Genomic DNA, 17,221 nt, shown 5'->3' with positions numbered 1-17,221 from the left:
GGCGCAGCATGTTCAAGAAAATACCCCATAGCACCAGTGGCGAAATACTGACGCGGGCCGGGTTTGCCGCCCAGACGGATGATGGGCTGGACCCTGCGATGACGCCCGCAGCGGTGCTTGACGCCTTGGCCACGCCCGAGACAATCGTCGATTATATCCGGTTTTTTGCACATGCGGTCCCACCCCGCGAGGGGATTTGCTGGTCTTTGGCGGTGATCGTGACGCTTTGCCCGGCGCAGACGGCTGATGAAATCCACGCGCTCGACCAGGTGACTGCCTGGCTGCGCGATCCGAGCGAAACGCGCCGCCGCGATTGCATGGCGATGGCCGACAAGCTTGGGAATGAAGGTCCGGTGGGCTGGCTTTGCCTTGCTGTGGGCTGGTGCGGGTCAGGCAGCATCGTTGCTGGCGATCTGCCCGAAGTGTTGCCGCCGATGTGGCTGCATGCAAAGGCCGTGTTTGGGGCCACCGCACTCTGCTTGCCTGATCGCGCAGAAGATCGGGCCGCCCCGACACAATCTATCGACGCGCTTGCACGGCGTGTCGCTGACGGGTTTTGGCCACATCTGCACCCCGAGGAAGATCGCTGATGCTGGCTGCACGAATAACCGACATGCATGTCTGTCCGATGGTCACCGTGATCATACCGCATGTGGGTGGGCCTGTTGTCATGCCCAGTGCGCCGAATGTTCTGATCGGTAGCCTGCCTGCTGCAGGACTGGGCAGCATGTGTGTCTGTGTCGGCCCGCCTGATGTGATCGCCAAGGGCAGCGCGACCGTTCTTGCGGGGGGGCGGCCCTTGGCGCGAATGGGTGACACCACGGCGCATGGCGGAACAATCGTGCTGGGCTGCCCAACAGTGCTGGTCGGCGGGTGAGCGGGTTTCAATTAAATGTTCTGCTGAATGGAAAAAGCACCACCGCCGGGGAGGCTTCCTACGCTGGCTAGCCTGGCTGGATTTTGGCTAAGGTGGATTCTTGACTAAAATAGTAAAATCCACCCATCAGCCACCGGTTTCGCGCGCCAACGCTTTGATAATGAGTCACTTTTATCTCGAGCCGAGCCAGACTGGCTTCAAGGTGGATTCCCCGGTGAAAAAGCCACGCGCTAGCGAAATGGCGCGCTGCGCCCCCCCGTATACGGATGGGGCCGGGGAGGAACCATTGGTAGGGGGCTAGGTTAAGACTGCCGTCAGTATCGCCCCGACAATAACCCCTGCTAATCCTGAAGCGGCAGATATCCAGACCAGTTTGCGTTGCTCTGCGGCTTCCCGTCTGCCCAACTCTGCCTTGGCGAGCGCAATCATGTGTTGAAAGGGCTTTGACTGTGGCCCAGGATCATAGCCAGCTACAAAATGTAGCTCACCCTCTGACACAGTTCGGGCTTCTTTAAGGGCGCTTGAAAAACCAGCGTCACTCATGATGTCGTGGTTCTGAACAATCGTCTGCAATTTTCCCATCAAAGTGCCTCCAACTCCACCAAGCTACCCATGATTTCAACCTGAGCTCCCCACGCAACACGCTGATTTATGTTGTCACTCCGCAATTCCAAACAACATTGTCAGTTGCCTAGGTACCGGTTGTGCGAGGTCCCACTGCACAGTAATGGGCGCCTCGCCCTCCCAGCCGGCGAAGCGCACCGGGCCAGCATATCGAAAGGGCGCCGCACGGCCGTCACGCAGCTTGGATTTGCGTAAAAACAGGTGTACCGTCCAGCCGGGTTCTGCGCCGGAGATGATGCGGCCGCGCATGTTATCGCGGCGGGTGCTGGTCTGGGTTTGCCAGACAAAGCGCGTGGGGCTGGCGAACTGATCTGCGTAATGGCTGCCGACGGACATGCTACCCTTGTCCATCGTCACCAGCAGGATCATCGCCCGCGCCTCCTTCAGCACCACGATGCCAGCGTTCCATGACCCGGTATTAAACACCGCCCCGAAATATGGTGCGATCTGGTCGCGCTGATACTCTTGCCAGAGTTGCAGGTCCTTGCCTGGCGGCTTGGGGGCGGGGGCCGCGTCCTCGGCGGCCTCGGCCGGGCTGGTGTCCTTGGGCGAGTCATAGACCAGGTCCTTTGCTTGAAAATAGCGCAGGAGCCGCCAGTCCACGAGTTCAGAGAAGCAAGCGTGGTCAGAGCGGTGTTCGATGTTTCTGCGAAGTTGGTCTCAAAGTTTCCCGGCCCGAGCCGGAACCACTCTGTCTCGGCCAGGATCTTAAGGGGTTGCTGCATCATGACCGCTCGGAGCCGGCGAGTGTCATCTGGATCAACGCTCAGATCATTCTTGATCTGCGGATTGCGGCGAGCCTGCCGGGCGACGCGCTCGACCAGATCGGTCAGGGCGATCTGGCCCGGGAAGGCACCGGTCTCGATCATCGCGCGTAGGACCAGCATTTTGTAGCTGCGGGTCATGCGGGTCGTTTCGATCTCGTCCAGAAGACCACGGTTCGCCGTCCATGCGGCGCGCTGTGTATCGGACAGGTCACCCATATCGGCAACGAAACCCAGCCAGCCCGCATGCCCCGTCCGACCGGGGTTGAAGCCGGCATGCTGCACCTCAGAGGCCGTGGGCCTTGCTCCATGGCGCTCGCGGAAATCGCGATAGAACGCGGCCAGTTCCTCGCCATCACGGGGCTGGCGGATCAGGGATCGCAGAATGTCGAGCGCCTGTAGATCATAGGTCACCTCGCAGCCTGCAGGGAACTGGATCATCTTGTCTTCAAACCGCTCCAGCGCCAGGCGAAGCGCACCATCGCCCGCGCCCACCTGCAAGAGCGTGCGCAACTTTGTCAGAAAGATGCGGTGGTTGCCGATGTAGTCGATCACGGCCAGATGGGTCTTTTCCGCCGAGCGGCGCAGACCGCGGCCCAGTTGCTGCAGCCAGATCACCGGGCTTTCGGTGGGACGCAGCATCAGCACCGTGTCGATCGAGGGCACATCGACGCCTTCGTTGAACATGTCGACGGCAAAGACGATGTCTAAATCGCCATCTTCGAGCGCCTTCAGTGCGCTGGCCCGGGGGGCGGAAGTCTCACCCGAATGGACTGCAACCGCGCGCAACCCACGCTGCCGTGCGAAATCGGCCATGAAATCTGCATGCCGGCGCGAAACGCAGAAGCCGATGGTCTTCTTGCCGCCCCTCTTGGTGAGCTGCTCCAGCGCGTTCTCGGCTCGGGCCTGGGTGGCAACAGCTTCGGTCAGAGCGGCCTCGTCGAACCGACCGCTGCGCCATGGAATTTGGGCGTATTCAACGGGGTCAGGCACGCCAAAATAGTGGAACGGTGCCAGCAATCCGCGATCGATCCCAGACCAGAGGTCGCATTCATAGACCAGGTTCTCTTCGCAAAGCCCCAACAGGTCACCGCCATCGCTGCGATCGGGCGTGGCGGTCAGGCCCAGCAGGAAGCTTGGCTGGAAATAATCGATGATGCGCCGATAGGTTGCCGCTGCTGCATGATGGAACTCATCGACCACGATGTAATCGAAGGCTGTCGGCTCGAAGCGAGTGAGATGCGCGTTGCGCGCGAGCGTCTGGACCGAGGCAAAGACAATATCGGCACCAGCGTCTTTCTCCTCGCCGCTATAGCGGCCAAGCCGCGCGCTGGGCCGCACTGCTCGGAAGGCGGACATCGCCTGGGTAAGGATTTCTTCGCGATGCGCCACGAACAGGACGCGGGCTGCACTTGCGCTGTCGAAGGCAGCGAGAAAGGTTTTTCCCAGCCCGGTAGCCAACACCACGAGCCCAGCGCCGTAGCCCTTCGCCCGGGTCGCTCGCAGCGCGGCCAGCGCCTCAACCTGAACCTCGTGCGGCGTAGGGGCAGCTTCCGGGGCTTCCACCGGGGCGCCGGTAATCGACGATTGGGGTGCTACGCGGCGCGCCTCGTAGGCGTCGATCCAGGTGGGTGTCAGTTCGGTGACCTCGGGCCTTACCAAAAGTGTATCGAAGGCCGCGCGTGCGGCCAGAAGCGGGGTCCGATCGACTGGGTCGATATGGCGTAGGTTCCATTCGATGCCGTCGGTTAGTGCCGAGCGCGACAGATTTGACGAGCCAACGATCAGCGCTCCGCCATCACCTGCGAAAGTGAACATCCAGGCCTTGGGGTGAAACGGGATCTGCGTGGCTTGGAACACATGCAACTGCCGCGCCCCCTCAAGGTCGGTAATTAGCCGAAGCGCCGCCGGTTCCGTTACTCCGAGATAGTCGCCGGTCAGCAGCCGCAACTGGCCGCCCCGGTCCAGCAGATCGCGCAGATGCGGCAGGATCAGCCGAACGCCCGAGGTCATCAGGAACGACACCGACAGATCGACGGCGCGCGCACGGTCGATCAGGGGTCGCAGATGGGCATGCAGCGCGTCTTCGCCCCCCGAGATTAGAGGACGATCATGGGGCATACCCGGTAATGGGCCTCGTGGTGCCACTGGCGGGTCGAGCCGTAGATGGACATGGCCACCATCCTCAACCAGCGTCATTCGCGCGATTGAGCCATCGGTCTCGAGGAGATCTTGTGCAGGGCCGATCCTGGCGGCGAGGGCCGCTTGTTCCGCCGCGGAGAGCTCCCGCCACCGTGCGACATGACGGCGGGGTGCAAGAGCGAGGCCTGCCATTTGGCGGATCAGGATGACATGGGCGTCACATTCCACGATTGCGCTGGTAGCGGCATCGCACAATGCACATGGAGGGCTTTTTTCCCCTTCAAGGACACCCGATCCGCCGGTCACGTCTTCTTTACCACTGCATTTACCCACACTTCTGACGCCCGATCCGGTCGGCAATCCTGGCTTTCCCAGATGTCAGCTTCGCCAAATGCGCGGCACCCGTCCAGGAGTGCCGTCAAACTTTCCGGCGACATATCGGTGAAACGGCGTCCGTCTTTCACCCGTTCGCCGGTGCCGCGCTTAAAGGACAGGTAAAGCGCGCCACCCAGTGTCAGATGGGCAGCCAGCCGCTTGATGACTTCCGGCAAATCCGATTCGGCAACATGAAGCAGTGACGCGCATGCCCAGATACCCTCGAAGGCATGTTCCCAGAAAAAACCTTCGAACCGCATCTGGCGAGCCTGGACGCCTGAATGGTCCCTCGTTGCTGCGACCATCGCAGGAGAGGCATCGAATGCCTCAACCTTGTGACCCAAAAGCCGGAATGCCAGCGCGTCCCGCCCTGATCCTGAGCCCGCATCAAGGATCCTAGCAGCTTTGCCTTCTGCGATTGGTAAAGCCGCCATAAATCGGCGCCGCATGTCCAACATATCCACATCCCGTGTGGTCGAGATAAAAGCTGTGGCGTGTGTGTCATAAAAATCGGTCATTCAAGCATACAGGCCCATTATTGGTTCTTGATGTTTTTGATTGGGCACATGAACGCACCGGCTAATTGGTCTCCACATTCTTTTGCCGCATTGCAGCACTGGAAAGGTAGCTGAATCAATTCGTTTCTGTCCAGGATGAAGCTTGCCCAGGGAGATCGACAAATTGTCTGTGTTCGGCCTTCAAACCTCAAAACGCTGGTTTTTTGTAGCCCATGGTTGGGTAGGCGGCATTGTCGGTGTGATCTCCAACTCACGCAACATTCTGCCCAAAACAAGTCCTTCTTTCACCCATCCAAGCGCTTTACGCCAGGTCGTGTAGGCCCGCCTTGCGTCCGAGATCTGATCGGGATGGGGGTGATAGGCGACCGGACATGCCCGCACCTCCACGGTCCGCCATTTGCCGCGCGATAGCACGCGCTCCGTCCCAACCACCACGGTCGTCGCATGATCACCGTGTCGATTGCGCTTCATTTCCACGGGGACACAGCGCGGCACAGCCCCTGGCATCCAATCAGGGGTGAGCCCAGCGCGCGCGAGCTCAGCCACTCGAATGGCCATGCGCTTGCCGCCGAGGTCGTCGGGCATCCCAGCCACGGCGGCGGCGATCACTTCGGCGTCTTCGTGGGTGTAGGTGCCCATCTTGTACTGGCCTCCGTCGATTTTGCAGCCCAGCGCCGCGCGCTGCATGAGGACGTATTCGAGACCGAAGCCGAATCCTTGACCGCGCTCAGGGTCGGGTGGCTCGGGTAACTCCAGCTGGGCATGCTCAACGCGAAACGCCCATTCCAGCGCCTGCTGGACGGACATGACGCGCTTTGCTCGCCCATGGCTGTTACGCGGTGAACGGCTGTGCAGATTGCGATCGTGTTTCATCGGATACCTCGGTCGCGCAGACGCTCAACCGTCACGAGGCCCCGGGCCAGCATGGCATCGCGCATGGAGTTGGAGATCGCGCTGACGGGCAGGTAGCGATCGGAGTTGACCATCTCGGCGTAGAATGCGGGCAAGTCGGTGATTGGCCGCGTTTCGGACTTCGCGGACTTTCGCGCCTTGCTCCGACCACGTGATTTTGTATCCGCCTTGCGCTGGGCGGCGCGCTGCATCACCCGATCCAGGCCCTTGGGCCCATCTGGCGGCTCGGGGTGGTCCTGGCGGGACGCTTCTGCGGCCTCGAGGATCTCGGCGCCGGTTAGGCCAAGGTCCGTTTGCCAGCGCCGAACATGCTCCCGGGGCGGCCAGCCCTGCCACCAGCCGGGGAGAGGTCTGTCAGGGTCAAAGCCCAGTGCCGCCAGCAGCGATCCGAAAAACTCTTCATCGACGATTTCGCGCGCTTGCGCGTCCTCCTCCTCCTTTGCTGGTTTACTTACTGGTTCTCTTACAAGGTTACTGTCCGGATTTCGGACACGGGAATCGGCATTTTCCGGACACGGGTCGGGGTGAAAATCGGACACGGCTCCGTGTGTGGATTTCGGACACAGGTGCGGGTTATCCACAGAGTTATCCTCAGAAATGGCTGTGATTTCCGAATCCTCAGCTTCGCCTGTGTAGGTCGCATCGAAGCCGTGTCCGGTTTTCGGACCCGGGACCGCGCGATCTTGGGTAAAGCCCGGCTCGAAGGCCAAGATGTAGCGGGTCGGCATCTGTCGCTTGGTGCCTGGATTCAGCCGCTGTACGCGGCGGATCAGCCCAGCACTCTCGAGCAGCGTCAGGTGGTCATTCAGCGTTGATCGGCTGATCTCGCAATCATGGGCGAGCTGCTCCTGGGATGGAAAACAGCCGAAGTCCGGGTTGAACCGGTCGCAGAGATGCCAAAGCACGATTTTGGTGGTGGGCTTGAGCCCGCGCTGTTGGATCGCCCAGTTTGTGGCAGCATGGCTCATGGTGCGACCCTCCCAGATGGAGAGGCGATGCGCGTCGTAAATCCATGATCCGCCAAGGCGCTTAGAGCGTCATCAAGCGATCGTACCAGCGCCCAGCCGAACCCCTGGGCCAGCACGGTGTCCCTGAACGCCTCCTGCGCTGGGCTCAGCCGCCCCTTGAGGGATTTCAGCTCGAGGAACAGCACGCGGCCACCGCAGAGGACGATCAGGTCGGCAAAGCCGGTATGGACGCCCATGCCTACCAAGATCGCCTGGCGCTTAGCCCCGCGCGGGCCTGCCTCTGTCACCTCGTTGGCGCTGTGATGAATGATCGAGCCCTTGGGGAGGGCAAAGCGCAGCGCGGTTACGACAGCGCGCTGCAGATCTGCCTCGGGTGTTCCGCGTCGCTTCATGAGCGGCCCTCCCGATCTGGCGCAGGCAGCCGCCCTGGTGTTTTGGCATCGAGTACGACAAGAAGGATGCGGGCATCCTCGCGCTCTTCGGGGGTTTCACCATGCTGGACCAACACATTACAGGCGAGGCGAACGAGATAGTCGGAATGGTGAACCATATCGGCGACCACCATGCGCGCTTCGCGCCGGCGCTCCTCAATCCACTCCTGGCGGACACGGTCCCGGGCGCTGGGCTTGCGAAAGGGAAGGGGGATGCTCATCGGCGTGACCCCGCACGACGCGGTGCAGGGGCTTCCTGCAGCATCAGCCATTCCTGCACGGCATCTCGGCGATAATAGATCTTGCGACCGGCACGCACGCAGGGCGGGCCGAAGCGGATCTTCTCCCAGCGGTGCAGGGTTTCAACGGTGACCCCGAGCTCAAGGGCGAGGTCGAGGCGGCTGATCCAACCGCTCATCAGGCGCTGAGGGCTACTGGATCGCGGGGCAGTTCCAATGTCTGGCATCTGGGTTCTCCTGAGTTTGGCCCGACGCGGGCAGGGTTCAGGGCTTCAGAAGCGCAGACGGAAAAGGGTGGCGGGAAGGCGGAGACCGGCGGTGATGCGCCAAATGGCTGCCGGTTATTGATATCATTGAGGTTTTACGGTTTTGGCGCCGGTCGAGTTTGCGGCACAGGACGGCGCAGAACCTTCGCGAATTGACCGATGGAGAGTCGCAGCGACCCAAAACTGGCCAATTTACAAGATTTCGCCGTGTTTCAGCGGGTTTCACGGGCGTTCAAAGGTATTCGCCCAACCGGCAAGGGGTCCGGACCCTTGCCGGTCATTGATTTTAAACGAAATTTACAAAATCAGGGCTTGGTCTGGGGGGGAAATGGCCTCTTGGGTGCGCTTTTGGGCACGAGACCCAATCCGCTTGTGGGCGGATTCGCCCAGCGCAATGAACGCCGCCAGGCATTTTCTCCCATGTTTTCAATGACGGGCAGCCATTTGGCGCATCACCGCCGGTCACCGCCTGTATGCCACCCAAAACCTCATGCTTCGCTTGATAAGCTTGCGCATCTACGCCTGTGTCATGCGCATGAAGGAGGTATGAATATGGTCAACCGATTGCGATTAAATGATAAAACCGTGCGTGAGCAGATCCCTGAAGAAGATCGGGCCTATCAGGTCTTCGATACCGAGATACGGGGGCTGTCCATCCGCGTGATGCCCTCGGGCGAGCGGTCCTTCGTGATGGATTATCGCTTTGCGGGCCGCCAGCGCCGCATGGCGATCGGGCGTTGGCCTGAGTGGAGCGTCACTGCGGCCCGGGAGCGGGCCCGAGACCTGCGCCGTCTGATCGACGAGGGCACAGATCCGATGGAGGAACGCGACACGCTGCGTGAGGCGCCCCGCTTCAACGACATGATCGAGCGGTATTTGATCGAGCATGCCTCAACGCTGACGCCTTTGAGCGCGTCCGATCATAAATCCTTCCTGACCAAGCTCGTCGCACCGCATTGGGGCAACAAGCTGGTGACCGAGATCACGCCACATGATGTGACAAAGCTTTTGAACCTGATTGCAGAGGGCAGGGCGCGGCCATCGAAGGCGAAGCCCAACAATCGTGCGCGCAAGCTGCAGGGGCGCAAGCCCACGCCGGTGCGCGCCAACCGCGTTGGCGAAGTGCTGCGCAAGATGTTTAACCTTGCCATCCAGTGGGGCTGGCGCACGGACAATCCGGCCGCTGGGTTCAAGAAACGTGTCGAGACAGCACGTGAACGCTTCCTCTCCCACGACGAAATCGGCCGGCTGGCCGAGGTGTTGGATGCGGCCGAAGATCAGCGGGCCGCGGGCATCATCCGCATCTGCATGTTGACGGGGTCCCGCGTTGGGGAGGTGCGCCAGGCGCAGTTCGAGCAATTCAATCTAGAGCTTGGGATTTGGTCAAAGCCTGCAGCGACCACGAAGCAGCGCAAGATCCACCGGGTGCCGATCTCTGCGGATGTCGCGGCGATCGTGCGCCAGCGGGCGCTTGTAGTGCCCAAGGGCAATCCATGGCTCTTCCCCGGCGATGTGCCGGGCCAGCCCGTCAAGGAAATCCGCCGGTTTTGGGTAAAGGTGCAGCGCGAGGCAGATCTGCCGGATGTACGCATCCATGACCTGCGCCATACATTCGCTTCGCTCTTGGTCAGCGGCGGCGCCTCGTTGGAAATGATCGGCAAGCTTCTCGGCCACAGCCAGATGCAGACGACCCTGCGCTATGCTCATTTGATGGACTCGCCTTTGCGCGCCGGGGTCGATGCTGTGGCCGGCATGTTCCGGCCACGCCCGAAGATTGTGCATGACGCGGATGCCGAGAAAGAGGCAAAGCGGGCCTAAAATCGGGGCCGCTTACTTCTCGCCGCGAAGTGCGCGCCAGAAGGGCCGCAGGCGACGCCGAATGGTACTCTCGTCAGGGATTTCCCCGTTCTCGGCCACATCGGCGAACCAGTCCTGAAGATAACCGATCAGTTCGGCCTGGGTCTCGGGGATGCCATGTTCGTGGACGCGCTTCAGTAGGGCCACATACATGCCCTCCCAGTCATAGGGCGAGAGCGCGCCTGTGCCGCCACCGATACGGCGCAGAAGATCGTACTCGTCTTCGAACCGCAGAACGTCCTGGCCGCTGATCAAGAGATCGGCGATCGAGACTTCGACCCCATCCGCGGGCTCAGTGACATAGCACCAGTCTTGGGAATGCTCGGGCTTGATCCGCTGTAGCTTGATGACCGTGGGGCCGGTGCCCGCGCGGCGAAAGAGGGGCAGCATGTCCATCGGCGAGATCGTGATCTTGCCGGAGACCTTCTCGTCGCCGCAGATTGCGAGAGAAATCCCTGTGACGATGTCCAGCTTGCCCTCGGTGGCCCATCCGCCAATGTCGGCGATGGTGCAGCCCCATCGGGACGCGGTTTCGTGCAGGGTGAAGAATGCTCTTTGAGGTAGTGCCATGCGGGCTCCAGTTCTGATGTCGAGGTAAGACAGCGGGCGGCCTGGCAAGTTGCTGACGCCGCCCAAGTGGCAGCGAGGCAGAAACTCCGGGGTGCAGGTCGCATGAAGCAGCCCCCCCGCATTCACGGTCATGCGGTGACTGCCAAATTCTCCAATCGATCGGCATCCTTAGGACGAATCGTCCTCTCTCGGGTTATAACCCAGGCACTACGTCAAGAACTGTCGGGGATAAGCGCCATGTCGTTCCAAAAGGCACAAGACCTGTTGAAGCTTGCAGGCATGTCGGCCAGCCGGCACGGTGGGATCACTGTAAAGGAGGTCGCCGAAGCGTTCAGCGTGAATGAACGGACCGCCCAGCGCATGATTGCTGCCCTGAAAGATGTCTTTCCAAGTATCTCCCATCAGACGGACAGCGAGCGGCGTCGCCGGTGGAAGCTGCGCGACACCAGCATGCTCGGCATGCAGGGGCTCTATCGCCGCGAACTCGTAGCACTCGAGGCCAGCATCATACGGGCTGAGCGGGAGGGGGCGCATATTGAATTGGAGGCGCTGCGGTCGCTGCGGGATCGCTTGGTGGCAACCTTGCCGTCAGCACAGGCCCGAAGCATGGAGGTGGATGCCGAGGCGATCCTCGAGGCCAAAGGCTATGCTTGCCGCCCTGGCCCGAAGGTCAAAACCTCTCCGGCTGTGCTAAACGTCGTTTCGGCTGCCCTCAGAGGGCCGTTCCGGCTCATCATCCGATACAAGGGAGCGCAGGACGCGAAGCCGCACAGGCGCGTGATCGAGCCATACGGGATCCTGCTCGGCACGCGGCATTACTTGATTGCGCGCGATACAGCTAAGGATGCCAACCTGCGCCGCTTTCGAATGGATCGCATCGCGAAAGCCGAAATCACCAATGACTGGTTCGAGAAGGACAAGGGGTTCGATCTTGAGGCCTACGCCGCCAGATCGTTCGGGTCGTTTCATTCGGACGAGGAGTTCACCCGGGTTGTGTGGCGGTTCAGCCCAGCCGCTGCGCCGACAGCCCGGGAGTTTGAGTTCCACCCGCGACAGGAAGTGACTGATCTGGAGGATGGCGGCTTACTGGTCAGCTTCGAAGCTAGCGGGCTGGTCGAGATGGCTTGGCATCTCGCGAAGTGGGGCAGGGAGGTTGAGGTGGTTGAGCCGGCGGCGTTGCGGGAGATGGCATTAGCACACCGGAATGCATCCGTTCGCGTGTTGCCATGATGCAGGGTCCACCAGGGCCTGCGAAGGAGCTTGTACACTCGTCGATGAGGCCGGACAGCGGCCATTCGCTGCGCTTCGCATGAGTGGATGCGATGCGCCAGAAGCAGCCGTCCGAAAAAGTTTGGCCCGTTACTGCGCGGCGATCACTCGGGTGGCTCAAATTTGCTTCTGTCGGGTTGAGACATCGTCGAGCCAGACCGTTAATGCGTCAAGTTCCTTCTCGATACGGTCAGGCGTTGGAGCGACGGGGTTCATCGCATCCGAAATCTTGTGAAGCAGTATTGAGCATTCCCCATAGTGATGGCGCATGGTCTTGGCGTGCTGCTCGGTGATTGCTGAGAGTTTGGCAAAGCCCTTCGTGTTCACTTTGCTGGAGAAGGTACGGAGCACAGGCGCAATTGAATCCTCGACAGCGGCCTCCCACGTCTGACGAAGGCTGTCGGTGAGCCCGCGGGCGGTCATCAGCCAGTCTGTGCCGTCCGGATCGTTGTCATACTGGACCCTTGCTTTCGCGAGGTGGATGCGCATTGTCTTGAGGCGAGAGAGTGCATCCTGCGCCTTCTCGGGCGGCTCGTTCCTGCAAAAGCCCGATGTGTCCTGCCGCTTCTGAATGTGGCGGACCGCCACCTCTGTCTTCAGCGCGGGATCGTCCACCTGAACGCAGGCGTTGCGCAGAAGGAAGAGAAACGGGAGGTCGTGGGTGAAGACGATCACCTGACGTTTGCGCCCTTCCTCGGCCAGACGTTTGGCGATGGCTTCACGGTGGAGATGGTCCAGAGACGAGACGGGATCGTCGAAGATGATGCCGGACTCGCTGTCATTCGTAGCGAGCTCGGCGAGGAAGCCGGCAAGCGCGACGCAGCGGTATTCGCCTTCACTGAGGATCGTTCCGGCATTCTCCGACTTTTTGTGCATCAGGCTGACTTTGAACCGGGAGATCCCGCTTTGCGAACCCGCCTGTTCAAGCTCGATCGCCAGCCCTGCGAGACCGAGGTGATTGATTTCCTGGGAAAAGCGCCCGCGGAGCCGCTCGGTGATCAGGGCCCTCGACAACTCGGTGTTTTTCGCAGTGATCGTGTTCTGCTTCGTGTCCTTCAAGGCCGTGTTAAGCGCGTCGACATCCTTCGCACGTCTGATTTCGGCAAGCACGTCGTCTTTCACCCCGGCGAGCCACTGCCGGTCTTGCAGCCCGGAAAGTTCAGCCCTCAGCGCCTTTCGTTCGGGGCTTTCCTCATCGGCGAGCAGCGCGTTGGCGCGGATATCGAGGGCATCGATCATGGCATCGAGACCGAGCTCGTCCAGGATCGGCAATGGCAGAGCGACGTCTGCGCCGCCCCGGAGCACTGCGCGAAGTCGCCATAAAGTCCTGACTGTGAATGACTTGTAAGCAGCCGCGAGGTCTTGGATCCCGAATTCGTCTGCGAGGAACCTGCGGTCTTCCAGACGTGTCCTGCGACCGAGCCAAGCGCTGCGCAAAGTGTCGACGAAGGCTGAGAACGCGCGCCGGGCGGCTTCTTCATCCTGTTGGGTGCAGTCCTGAATGAACGCCTGGAACTGCTGCACGCGGCTTACCGCCTCTTCGCTGAGTTCTTGTTGGCAAAGGACGCAGCGGGCTTCCTCGCCGGTGACCGGGAAAGCTGTGTCCGGATAGGCTTCGGCGGTGGAATAAGCGCGCGCTGCCTCCCAGAGTATCCGCCAGGTTTCCGATCCAACGCCCTCCAGCGGCTCGTTTTTGAAGAGCGCGGCGGAAGCGAGCCTGGCCGCCTCCATTTTGGCGAGGAGATCGGAAGAGAGCGTTGCCAGCTGCCCGGCGTTTTCGTTGGAGGCCGCGGCCCGTAAAGTCTGAAGCCTCGTTCGGATGCTCTCGAGCCGGGTCTTCTGCGCCCGGAGCCGCCGCGCCGTGGCGTCGGGGTCGTGGGCGAAATCCGCAGCCAGTTCAGCAAGGCGCGCTGCCTCTTCGTCGCTCAACGCGGCCAGGGCTTCAACGCCTTCCGGCTTCGTATCCTTCCCGAGCTTTGCCATCATCTGCCCAACGGCAGTGTTTGGCGAACATGAAGGATTTAAAACGCTGCGCGGGGTCTGCGCCTTGATCGCCGCGATCTCGCTGTCAATCGTCTCCTTGACCGACCTGCAAGCCGCGACCAGCCGTTCGAGCACTTTCATCGGAAATGGCGTGTAGGCGAGATCGTTGGTTTCCTCCACGTGAACGTTGGCGGTGCGGGAGTCGAAGACGCTGATTTCAGAAAGAAGTGCATCGGCGGGCTGGTCGGTCTGCCACGTCGCCTTTCGCGTCTGAGCCCCGGCATGGTACTCAAGCTCTGCGTATTGTGGCCCTTTGGCTTTTTCGTAGATGTTGGGAAGAATTGGCTCCTTGTTGCCCTTTGCGTTCCTGGCCCGGCAGGAGCGCTTCAGGATACGGACATAGCCGGACTTACCTGCGCCGTTGTCGCCGTAGATGATCGTAATCCCTTTCGGGATAAAGGAAAGAGTTTGCTTCTCGGCGAGTGCGTTAACGTTCTGGATGTTGCGAATGCTCTTCAGCGCCACTGTTGGCGCACCTGCTTTCTGAGCCGAGACGTCCTCTTCCCTCAGGGGATGCGATGGCTTCGATTGGTCCTTGCATAGCTCGACGAGCGCCACGATGTCAGCGTCGGTCAGTTCGCCGTTTTGGAGAAGGCGCCGAAGGGCATCGCGCTGCCAAGCGGGACGCTCCTTCGACCAGTCGAGGATTGCCCGCAATGCGTCAACTTCAGTTTGAATATTCGCGTTTGTTATCGGCAATAAATTCGGCCTTTGAAGTTGATCTGGTTTTTTACTGGACCCAGCTTTTGCCAATAGTCCAAATCAGGACCTTCGGCGCAACGTGGGGACGCTTTCTCCCGTCGTGACAAAGTTGTGCAGCATGCCAACTGCAGCAACCTCAGACGCTTTGGACCGAACCCCGTCATTCGTAGGGTGCATCGTGAACGTATGGATAGGGCCGAAAACGATTATCTTTCCATCGGTCGAACGATCATCCATGTCAACGCCATGTCAACGTGCGTACGTCATTTTTTGAGTGTGAGGCACGGCGGATGTGGGCCAATGTCAGCGAGTTTCAGGGCCGAAAATTTGTGAATTCAAAGGCTTGTCGCCTATGTCCTTGAAATTTATAAGCTATTGGAATCGTTGAATAATGGGCTCATAACCTGAAGGTCGTCGGTTCAAATCCTACTCCCGCAACCAAATATACCACAGCGCCCCACGGGGCGCTTTTTGTGTTCGTAGCTACGACCCTGTGCTACAGTGCTCCTGGCGCCGGGCCACTGCCCAGCTGCTTAACCAGCATCCGGTGAACTGCGGCGCTCGCTGCGGGCAGGTCGTAATCGCGCAAAGTCACAATTCCAAACGGGGCAACCGCCAGCTGATGCGCGATTGGCAGCGTTTGGATCTTGGCCGACAGCCCGTCAGCCCCGGTGTAGAAATCAGCCACAGCGCGCGATATCGGTGCGATCGCATCTGTGCGGGTCACGATCGCCAGGATCATCAATAGCGATGTTGCGTTTACGATATGCGCCGGCGGCCTGTGATGATGTTCCAGCAGATAGCGGTCGACGGTATCGCGCAGCAAGCCGCCCGGCGGCTGCATGACCCAATCATAGGCAAGGCAATCTTGCAGGCTGACCTCAGCCCGGTCCAACAAAGGATGGCCGCTGCGCAGGATAAGGCTAAGAGCTTCCTCGCCGATTACCCGCATATCAAACGCGCTGCTATCAAGACCCGGCACCACCCGACCCAGATAGAAATCGAGCCTGCCGCTCAGCAGCCCTTCTGCCAGCCTGTCGCTGGTGTCCACGTCAATTGTGATCTCGTGATCCGGATAGATCAGCCGCGCCTCGCGGATGACCGGCAGGACAAGCTCTATCGCGGGGCCGGTGACAGCGCCGATATTGACCGATCCACGCTGGCCGCTGCCGATTTCGGCGATTTCGCGCCCGGCGTCGTCCAAAGTGCGCAGCATCCGTCTTGCGCGTTGGCCCAACAGGCAGCCTGCCTCGTTCAGGGTCACGCCGCGCGGATGGCGCTGATAGAGTTTCATCCCGACAATGCGTTCGATCTCTGCCAAAAGCCGCGAGGCCGCGGGCTGGCTGATCGCGATCTGCGTCGCAGCGGCGCTGATCTGTCGCGTTTCATCAAGTGCCGCCATAAGCCGCAGATGCGTCAGCTTCAGGCCGTGGCGGATCAGCTGATCCCGTTTGGTGCTGTGCGGTGGCAAACCTGTCTCCTGCATGGTCTGGATATACCGATAAAGATATGAAGAACTGCAAACAACTGATTTGACGGTTATGGCGCATAAGCGACAAAGATAGCCGATGCAGATCACCCTTATGCGCGTCGCACGATAACATGGCATTCACATCCGCACCTTTGCCCCGTGTCTTGGGCATGGCTTTGTCGGGCAGGGGCGATCTGAAACCCAGCACCGCGGGCAGTGATGGCTGTGTGATCGGTGACCGCCTGCCCCTTTTCATTTCTGAGGACATGCCATGCCTATGCCCCTGACTGGTATCCTGCCGGTAGCCCCGACACCTTTTCACGCTGATGGCACGGTCGATGACGACGGGATGCGCCGCGTGCTGGATTGCCTGATTGATCAGGGCGTCGATGCGATCTGCATCCTTGCCAATTACTCGGAACAATTCGTGCTGTCGGATGACGAACGCGCCGCGCTGATGCGCCTGTCGCTTGACCATGTCGCGGGGCGGGTGCCGGTGATCGTCACGATCAGCCATTTCGCCACGCAGATCGCAGTGGCCCGCGCGCGTGATGCACAGGCGCTGGGGGCCGCGATGGTGATGATGATGCCGCCCTATCACGGTGTCGGGATCGTGCCGCCAGAGCCGTTGATCTTTGAGCATTTCAAGGCGGTGTCGGATGCCATTCGTATCCCGATCATGGTGCAGGACGCGCCTTTGTCGGGCTGCCAACTGACGGTGCCGTTTCTGGCGCGTATGGCGCGCGAACTGGACCAGGTCAGCTATTTCAAGCTGGAAATGCCTTTCGCGGCGGACAAGCTGGCCGCGTTGATCGCCGCAGGTGGTGCGGATATCGCAGGGCCTTTCGATGGCGAAGAAGCGGCGACGCTGCTGGCCGATCTGGATGCGGGTTGCACCGGCACGATGACCTCGGCGCTGTTGCCGGAACATATCCGGCCCATCGTCACCATGTATCGCTCTGGTGATGCCGGCGGCGCATTGGATCAGTGGCAACGCTGCCTGCCGTTGATCAACCATGAGAACCGACAATGTGGCTTGCGTGCGGCCAAGGCGGTGATGCAGGCGGGCGGCGTGATCAGGTCGGATTACGTGCGCCACCCCTTGGCCCCGCTCAGTGACCGCACCAGAACCCGCCTGCTGGCGCTTGCAACCGACCTTGACCTGATCGCCCTGCGGTGGGGCAAATGAGCAA

At 60.7% G+C, this 17,221-nt stretch carries 17 protein-coding genes; 5 read left to right on the top strand and 12 right to left on the bottom strand.

Annotation, left to right across the window (positions count from 1 at the left end):
• Positions 1 to 8: 8 nt before the first annotated feature.
• Together LOKVESSMR4R_RS15350 and LOKVESSMR4R_RS15345 are read left to right on the top strand one after the other, a co-directional pair.
• Entirely contained in the window at positions 9 to 590 is a 582-nt protein-coding gene (locus LOKVESSMR4R_RS15350; RefSeq protein WP_087210250.1) for a DUF6931 family protein, read from the top strand.
• Positions 590 to 877 (top strand): PAAR domain-containing protein, encoded by a 288-nt coding sequence (locus LOKVESSMR4R_RS15345; protein ID WP_204248685.1) that lies wholly within the window; start codon positions 590 to 592, stop codon positions 875 to 877. Before LOKVESSMR4R_RS15350 ends, LOKVESSMR4R_RS15345 begins: the two co-directional genes overlap by 1 nt.
• Positions 878 to 1,174: 297 nt before the next feature.
• On the opposite strand, the gene LOKVESSMR4R_RS15340 is transcribed toward LOKVESSMR4R_RS15345, so the two are convergent.
• From LOKVESSMR4R_RS15340 to LOKVESSMR4R_RS15300, 9 genes are all read right to left on the bottom strand, one after another.
• Positions 1,175 to 1,459 (bottom strand): hypothetical protein, encoded by a 285-nt coding sequence (locus LOKVESSMR4R_RS15340; RefSeq protein ID WP_087210248.1) that lies wholly within the window; start codon positions 1,457 to 1,459, stop codon positions 1,175 to 1,177.
• A 75-nt stretch (positions 1,460 to 1,534) separates the two neighbouring features.
• Positions 1,535 to 1,927, bottom strand: a complete 393-nt coding sequence (locus LOKVESSMR4R_RS20490; RefSeq protein ID WP_237331814.1) for a DUF3427 domain-containing protein — start codon at positions 1,925 to 1,927, stop codon at positions 1,535 to 1,537.
• Entirely contained in the window at positions 1,885 to 4,386 is a 2,502-nt protein-coding gene (locus LOKVESSMR4R_RS15330; RefSeq protein WP_237331813.1) for a DEAD/DEAH box helicase family protein, read from the bottom strand. The genes LOKVESSMR4R_RS20490 and LOKVESSMR4R_RS15330 overlap by 43 nt, the downstream gene beginning before the upstream one ends.
• Before the next feature lie 323 nt (positions 4,387 to 4,709).
• Positions 4,710 to 5,300, bottom strand: a complete 591-nt coding sequence (locus tag LOKVESSMR4R_RS15325; RefSeq protein ID WP_087210237.1) for a class I SAM-dependent methyltransferase — start codon at positions 5,298 to 5,300, stop codon at positions 4,710 to 4,712.
• Between the two features lie 180 nt (positions 5,301 to 5,480).
• A complete protein-coding gene (locus tag LOKVESSMR4R_RS15320) occupies positions 5,481 to 6,173 on the bottom strand; it encodes a hypothetical protein (protein WP_087210235.1) in 693 nt (230 codons plus the stop codon).
• Positions 6,170 to 7,180 carry a helix-turn-helix domain-containing protein gene (locus LOKVESSMR4R_RS15315; protein WP_087210232.1) on the bottom strand — a complete coding sequence of 337 codons (1,011 nt, stop codon included), beginning with the start codon at positions 7,178 to 7,180 and terminating at the stop codon, positions 6,170 to 6,172. The genes LOKVESSMR4R_RS15320 and LOKVESSMR4R_RS15315 overlap by 4 nt, the downstream gene beginning before the upstream one ends.
• The gene (locus LOKVESSMR4R_RS15310; RefSeq protein WP_087210229.1) at positions 7,177 to 7,572 is read right to left on the bottom strand and encodes a VRR-NUC domain-containing protein; all 396 of its coding nucleotides are present in this window, start codon (positions 7,570 to 7,572) and stop codon (positions 7,177 to 7,179) included. Before LOKVESSMR4R_RS15310 ends, LOKVESSMR4R_RS15315 begins: the two co-directional genes overlap by 4 nt.
• The gene (locus LOKVESSMR4R_RS15305; protein ID WP_087210227.1) at positions 7,569 to 7,832 is read right to left on the bottom strand and encodes a hypothetical protein; all 264 of its coding nucleotides are present in this window, start codon (positions 7,830 to 7,832) and stop codon (positions 7,569 to 7,571) included. The genes LOKVESSMR4R_RS15310 and LOKVESSMR4R_RS15305 overlap by 4 nt, the downstream gene beginning before the upstream one ends.
• Positions 7,829 to 8,029 (bottom strand): helix-turn-helix domain-containing protein, encoded by a 201-nt coding sequence (locus tag LOKVESSMR4R_RS15300; RefSeq protein WP_233486486.1) that lies wholly within the window; start codon positions 8,027 to 8,029, stop codon positions 7,829 to 7,831. The genes LOKVESSMR4R_RS15305 and LOKVESSMR4R_RS15300 overlap by 4 nt, the downstream gene beginning before the upstream one ends.
• Positions 8,030 to 8,668: 639 nt before the next feature.
• Between LOKVESSMR4R_RS15300 and LOKVESSMR4R_RS15295 the strand changes: the two genes are divergently transcribed.
• Positions 8,669 to 9,934, top strand: a complete 1,266-nt coding sequence (locus LOKVESSMR4R_RS15295) for a tyrosine-type recombinase/integrase (protein WP_087213380.1) — start codon at positions 8,669 to 8,671, stop codon at positions 9,932 to 9,934.
• 12 nt (positions 9,935 to 9,946) lie between these two features.
• Here the strand turns inward: LOKVESSMR4R_RS15295 and LOKVESSMR4R_RS15290 are convergent, their stop codons facing one another.
• Positions 9,947 to 10,543 (bottom strand): hypothetical protein, encoded by a 597-nt coding sequence (locus tag LOKVESSMR4R_RS15290; RefSeq protein ID WP_087213378.1) that lies wholly within the window; start codon positions 10,541 to 10,543, stop codon positions 9,947 to 9,949.
• 237 nt (positions 10,544 to 10,780) lie between these two features.
• On the opposite strand from LOKVESSMR4R_RS15290, the gene LOKVESSMR4R_RS15285 reads away from it, so the two are divergent.
• Entirely contained in the window at positions 10,781 to 11,773 is a 993-nt protein-coding gene (locus LOKVESSMR4R_RS15285) for a helix-turn-helix transcriptional regulator (protein WP_157898240.1), read from the top strand.
• 156 nt (positions 11,774 to 11,929) lie between these two features.
• On the opposite strand, the gene LOKVESSMR4R_RS15280 is transcribed toward LOKVESSMR4R_RS15285, so the two are convergent.
• Both LOKVESSMR4R_RS15280 and LOKVESSMR4R_RS15275 read right to left on the bottom strand, forming a co-directional pair.
• Positions 11,930 to 14,554: an AAA family ATPase gene (locus LOKVESSMR4R_RS15280; RefSeq protein WP_162290741.1), complete on the bottom strand. Its 2,625-nt coding sequence runs from the start codon at positions 14,552 to 14,554 to the stop codon at positions 11,930 to 11,932.
• Between the two features lie 499 nt (positions 14,555 to 15,053).
• The gene (locus LOKVESSMR4R_RS15275) at positions 15,054 to 16,028 is read right to left on the bottom strand and encodes a LysR family transcriptional regulator (protein WP_162290740.1); all 975 of its coding nucleotides are present in this window, start codon (positions 16,026 to 16,028) and stop codon (positions 15,054 to 15,056) included.
• 271 nt (positions 16,029 to 16,299) lie between these two features.
• Between LOKVESSMR4R_RS15275 and LOKVESSMR4R_RS15270 the strand changes: the two genes are divergently transcribed.
• Positions 16,300 to 17,217: a dihydrodipicolinate synthase family protein gene (locus tag LOKVESSMR4R_RS15270; protein ID WP_087210211.1), complete on the top strand. Its 918-nt coding sequence runs from the start codon at positions 16,300 to 16,302 to the stop codon at positions 17,215 to 17,217.
• Positions 17,218 to 17,221: the final 4 nt, after the last annotated feature.

Source organism: Yoonia vestfoldensis (assembly GCF_002158905.1).
Lineage (GTDB): Bacteria > Pseudomonadota > Alphaproteobacteria > Rhodobacterales > Rhodobacteraceae > Yoonia > Yoonia vestfoldensis_B.
This window is presented reverse-complemented; position numbering and strand designations above follow the sequence as displayed.